The organism is Qipengyuania sp. (assembly GCF_042095715.1).
In the GTDB taxonomy this organism is placed as follows: domain Bacteria; phylum Pseudomonadota; class Alphaproteobacteria; order Sphingomonadales; family Sphingomonadaceae; genus Qipengyuania.
On sequence record NZ_JBELMO010000042.1, the window covers coordinates 1 to 5,460 of the forward strand.

3 protein-coding genes are annotated in these 5,460 nt (G+C 66.2%); all 3 read left to right on the forward strand.

Annotated elements, in window-relative coordinates; translation table 11 throughout:
• The first annotated feature begins 219 nt into the window (after window positions 1-219).
• The 3 genes from ACFDTG_RS10735 to ACFDTG_RS10745 all read left to right on the forward strand — a co-directional run bounded on the left by ACFDTG_RS10735 (window position 220) and on the right by ACFDTG_RS10745 (window position 5,446).
• Window positions 220-1,002, forward strand: coding sequence for an NUDIX domain-containing protein (locus ACFDTG_RS10735; RefSeq protein ID WP_375291037.1), 783 nt, complete (start codon window positions 220-222; stop codon window positions 1,000-1,002).
• A 254-nt stretch (window positions 1,003-1,256) separates the two neighbouring features.
• On the forward strand, window positions 1,257-4,781 hold the full coding sequence (locus ACFDTG_RS10740; RefSeq protein ID WP_375291039.1) for a hydantoinase B/oxoprolinase family protein: 3,525 nt from the start codon (window positions 1,257-1,259) through the stop codon (window positions 4,779-4,781).
• Window positions 4,778-5,446, forward strand: a complete 669-nt coding sequence (locus ACFDTG_RS10745) for a DUF969 domain-containing protein (RefSeq protein WP_375291038.1) — start codon at window positions 4,778-4,780, stop codon at window positions 5,444-5,446. The genes ACFDTG_RS10740 and ACFDTG_RS10745 overlap by 4 nt, the downstream gene beginning before the upstream one ends.
• Window positions 5,447-5,460: the final 14 nt, after the last annotated feature.

Genomic DNA, 5,460 nt, shown 5'->3' on the forward strand with positions numbered 1-5,460 from the left:
GGGGTGGCGGGGCCGGAGACATTGGCCCCGCCGTTTTTACGAAGATTGCTTGGGACAACGGCTTTTCTGCACGACGCGTGCCAAATCGCAGAAACGGCGCATTGCCGCGTTTGCGAAGGTTAACGCAGCAGTGAGGCTATACTGGCCTGTAAGATTTCCCGACGCAGCGCGTTAACCCAGGTGCTTGGCAAGCGGCGCGCGGCACGGCAAGGGTCCCATATGGCCGAAACCGCCGCCGAAACCCCGCCCGAAATTCCCGCCGCAACGCTCGTCGTATTCCGCCGCGCGCCGGACGGGGGTGCGCCCGAACTGCTGATGGTGGTGCGCTCGCGCGACATGAGCTTTGCTGGCGGCATGGCGGTGTTTCCCGGCGGTCGCGTGGATCCCGAAGATCATCAGCTCGCCCGCGCGCTCGGCGGCCCGTTCGGGGAGGAAGAGACCGCGCACCGCATCGCCGCCATTCGCGAAACGCTGGAAGAGACCGGCCTCGCGCTCGGCTTCACCGAGGCGATCGACCGCGACCGAGCACTGGCCATGCGCGTCCGTCTGGAAGACGCGCGCGCGCTGGCACCGGTGCTGGACGAATTCCGCGTTACCCTCGCGCTTGACCGGCTGGTGCCATTCGCCCGCTGGTGCCCGCGCGGTATGGCGCACAGCCGGATCTTCGACACTCGCTTCTATCTCTACGACATCGGGACGGGCGCAGTGGAGCTGGCGGTGGACGCGACCGAGAACACGCGGCTGTTCTGGATAACCGCCGCCCAGGCTCTGGAACGCGCCGACCAAGGGGACCTGTCGGTAATCTTTCCAACCCGCCGCAACCTCGAACGGCTTGCCCAGTTCGAAAGCTTCGCCGATGCCCGCGCCCATGCCGAATCCATTCCCGTGCGCACCATCATCCCGCAGCGCGGCAAGCACGAGGGCCGGCCCGCCTTGATGATCCCGGACGATTGCGGCTATCCGGTGACGTTCGAATGGTTCGATACGACAATGCGCGGATAGTTTGCGCGTCCGGGCGCCCGCCGCGCCTTTCCGCGGTGGCGATCAATCGGGCGATCGATATGGTTGCGGGTCCCATCGGATCGTTTTCGCCACTGCGATTGACCTCTGCGGCGAATGGCGCGATGCCTTGAGCCAATGAGTTCACCACCGCTGCGCCCCGCCCCGTGACTGGCCCCGTGACTGGCCCAGCGACAGGGCAGAAGACCGACAAGACGACTGGCGCCCCCGCCCCCCAGAAAGGCTGGCGCTTCGCGATCGATCGGGGCGGAACCTTCACCGATGTCGTTGCCACCACGCCCGACGGTCGCCTCGTCACCGACAAGCTCCTGTCGGAAAATTCAGAACATTACGATGATGCCGCCAGCGAGGCGGTGCGCCGCCTCATGGCGCGCCACGGTGAAGGGCCGATCGCCGATCTCAGGATCGGTACCACCGTCGCCACCAACGCCTTGCTGGAGCGCAAGGGTGAGCGGCTGGCGCTAGCGATCACGTCCGGCTTCCGCGATGCCCTGCGCATCGGGACGCAGGCGAGGCCCGATATCTTTGCGCGCCACATCGTCCTGCCAGAACAGCTTCCCAGCCGCGTCATTGAGATAGACGAGCGCATCGGTGCCGATGGCGAGGTGCTGCTCTCGCTCGACCGGGACCAGGCGCGGCGTGATCTCAAGGCGCTGAAAGAACACGGTTTCGATGCGCTCGCCATCGTGCTGATGCATGGCTGGCAATACCGCGAGCACGAGGCCCAGCTCGCCGTCATCGCACGCGACCTCGGCTTCGCGCAGGTCAGTGTGAGCCACGAGGTCGCCCCCCTTATCAAGCTGATCCCGCGCGGCGACACGACGGTGGTGGACGCCTATCTCTCGCCCGTTCTGCGGCGCTACACCGATGGGCTGAAGGCAAGCCTCCCCGCGGCGGGGCGGCTCAGTTTCATGCAATCCAACGGGGGGTTGGCGGAAGTCGGCGCCTTTCGCGGCAAGGATGCGATCCTGTCGGGCCCCGCCGGCGGGGTAGTCGGGATGGTGGCGGCAGGCGAACCGCTCGGCCACACGAAGCTCATCGGCTTCGACATGGGCGGCACCAGCACAGATGTCGCCCATTACGCGGGCGAGCTGGAACTGACGGGGGACAGCGTGGTGGCCGGCGTGCGCGTGGCCGCGCCGATGATGCAGATCCATACGGTGGCGGCGGGCGGCGGATCCATATGCAGCTTTGACGGTGCGCGCTTCCGCGTGGGGCCGGACAGTGCCGGCGCGAACCCTGGCCCAGCCTGTTACCGCAAGGGTGGCCCGCTCACCGTAACCGACTGCAATCTCTTTCTCGGCCGGATCGATCCCGCATTCTTTCCCAGCGTGTTCGGCCCAGGCGGGGATCAGCCGCTCGACCCGGCGGCATCGCGCGCACGCCTGGAAGAGATCGCCGCCGCCCTGCCGGACCCACAATCGCTCGAAACCATTGCCGAAGGATTTCTGGCCATCGCGGTCGAAAGCATGGCCAATGCGATCCGCAAGATCAGCGTGGCGCGCGGGCATGACGTGACGACTTATGCGCTCGCCTGTTTCGGCGGCGCGGGGGGCCAGCATGCCTGCCGCGTGGCCGATGCGCTGGGCATGGAAACGGTGTTGGTGCATCCGCTTGCGAGCCTGCTTTCGGCCTATGGCATCGGGCTCGCGCCCGTGAAGGTGATCCGGGAAACCAGCCTGGTCCGCCCGCTGACGGAGAGCTTCGACAAGGAGCTTTCCGCGCTCGAGAGCGAGGCGCGGCGTGCCCTGGAAGACCAGGGGATCGGGAGCACGTTGATCGTTGTCGAAAGTCGCGCCCGGCTCCGCTTTTCAGGCAGCGACAGCATCCTGTCGGTACCGTGCGGAGATCATGCGGAGATGGACGCGGCGTTTCGCGCGCTGCACCGCCAGCGCTTCGGCTATTCCGATGCCGATGCGGCGATCATGGTGGACGCGTTGAGCGTGGATGCCAGCGGCAGTTCGGGCGGATTGGGCGCAGTGCTGGCCGAACCTGTACCAGTGCGGGGCGAGGCGTCCGGCGATTGGCCGACGATAGAGCGCGCAGCCATCGAGCCCGGCAAAACGCTGGCCGGCCCCGCCCTGGTGATCGACCCCGGGTCGACCACCGTGGTCGAGGAAGGATGGCAAGCGCGACTGGCGGAGGAAGGCAATCTCGTCCTGACCCGCGCCGTCCCGCTCCAGCGGGACCGCGCGATGGGGACCGAGGTCGACCCGGTGCGCCTGGAGATATTCAACAACCTCTTCATGGCCATCGCCGAGGAAATGGGCGTCGTACTCCAGTCCACCGCGACATCGGTGAACATCAAGGAAAGGCTCGATTTTTCCTGCGCACTGTTCGACGCAGGCGGCGCGCTGATCGCCAATGCGCCCCATATTCCGGTGCATCTCGGTTCCATGGGAGACAGCATCGCCCGCGTAATCGAAGCGCGCGGGAAACGCCGTGACGGGCGCGGGTTTCGTCGCGGCGACGCCTATGTCCTGAACGATCCGTTTCGCGGCGGCACCCACCTGCCCGATATCACCGTGATCGTCCCGGTGTTCTATGACGAGGCGAGTGCGGAACCCGATGCCTTCGTCGCGGCGCGCGGCCATCATGCCGATATCGGCGGCATCGCGCCGGGCTCCATGCCGCCCGAAAGCCAGACCATTGAGGAAGAAGGCGTCCTGATCGACAACGCCTTGCTGGTCGACGAGGGCAGCTTTCGTGAGGCCGAGATGCGCAGCCTGCTTGGAGATGCGCGATTTCCTGCGCGTAATCCCGCCCGAAACATTTCGGACCTGCGCGCCCAGCTCGCCGCCTGTACCCGGGGCGCCGAACTGCTGGTCGCAACGGCGCGCCAGCAAGGAGCAAGCGTGGTGGCTGCCTATATGGCGCACGTCCTCGCCAATGCGGAGGAGAGCGTCCGCCGCCTGCTGGGCCGGTTGAGCGACGGCAGCTTCGCATATCCGATGGACAATGGCGCCACCGTCCGCGTCGCGATCCGGATCGACCGGGAGGCGCGCTCGGCCGTGTTCGATTTCACTGGTACCAGCGATCAGCTTGCGGATAATTTCAATGCTCCGCGATCCATCACCCGCGCAGCTGCGCTTTACGTGCTTCGTACCCTGATCGACGATGCGATCCCGATGAACGACGGGTGCCTGCGTCCGGTGGAGCTGATCGTGCCCGAAGGCTCCATGCTCAACCCGCGCCCCGGCGCGGCGGTCGTCGCGGGCAATGTCGAGACGAGCCAGGTCGTCACCGACACCCTGTTCGCCGCCACCGGTCGGCTCGCACCCAGTCAGGGTACGATGAACAACTTCACCTTCGGCAACACGGACCACCAGTACTACGAGACTATCTGCGGCGGCTCCGGCGCGGGACCGGACCATGACGGGACCAGCGCCGTGCAGACTCACATGACCAACAGCCGCCTCACCGACCCCGAGATACTGGAAACGCGGCTTCCGGTAAGGCTCGATCGCTTCGCCATCCGCGCAGAATCCGGTGGGCGGGGCCTGCATAACGGCGGCGATGGCGTGGAAAGGCTGATGACCTTCCTCGAGCCGATGCGCGCCAATATGCTCGCCAACCGCCGCCAGGTGGCGCCCAAGGGCATCGGCGGTGGGGGCGAGGCCGCTCCGGGCCGGAATTGGGTCGAGCGGGCGGATGGCACTCGAATGGATATCGGCACTACCGGATTTGCGGACATGGCGCCCGGGGATCGTTTCGTAATCCTGACACCGGGCGGTGGCGGCTATGGAAGCCCGCCCGAATGAACTATTGGCCGCTTCTGGGCATCGCGATCGTGGTGGTGGGTTTCGCCTTGCGCATGAACCCGCTGGCGGTGGTGGTGGGGGCCGCCGTGGCGACAGGCCTGCTGGCGGGGCTCGATTTGGTTTCGGTCGTCGAGGCGCTTGGCAAGGCCTTCAGCGACAATCGCTATATCAGCGTCACCTGGATCATTCTGCCCGTGATCGGACTGCTCGAGCGCTATGGCCTGCAGGAGCGCGCGCGCGCCGTCATCGAAGGCGTGCGCGGGGCGACGATGGGCAAGCTGCTCGTCGTCTATCTCGTCTTCCGGCAGCTGACAGCCGCGCTGGGAATGAAGGACATTGGTGGTCACCCCCAGGCGGTCCGGCCGCTGGTTGCGCCCATGGCCGAGGCTGCGGCCCAGAAATCGCATCCGGATCTCGCCGATGCCGATCGCGAGAAGGTCAAGGCCATGGCCGCCGCGACCGACAATGTCGGCCTGTTCTTCGGCGAGGATATCTTCTTCGCCATTGCCTCCATCCTGCTGATCCAGGGGGTGTTCGAAAGCGCAGGCTACCCGCTTACTCCGCTGCAGCTTTCCGTCTGGGCCATCCCCACCGCGATTTGCGCCACGCTCATCCACGGGGGGCGCATCCTCGCCTTCGACAGGAGGCTCGGCAGACGCGCATGATCACCTATGAATGG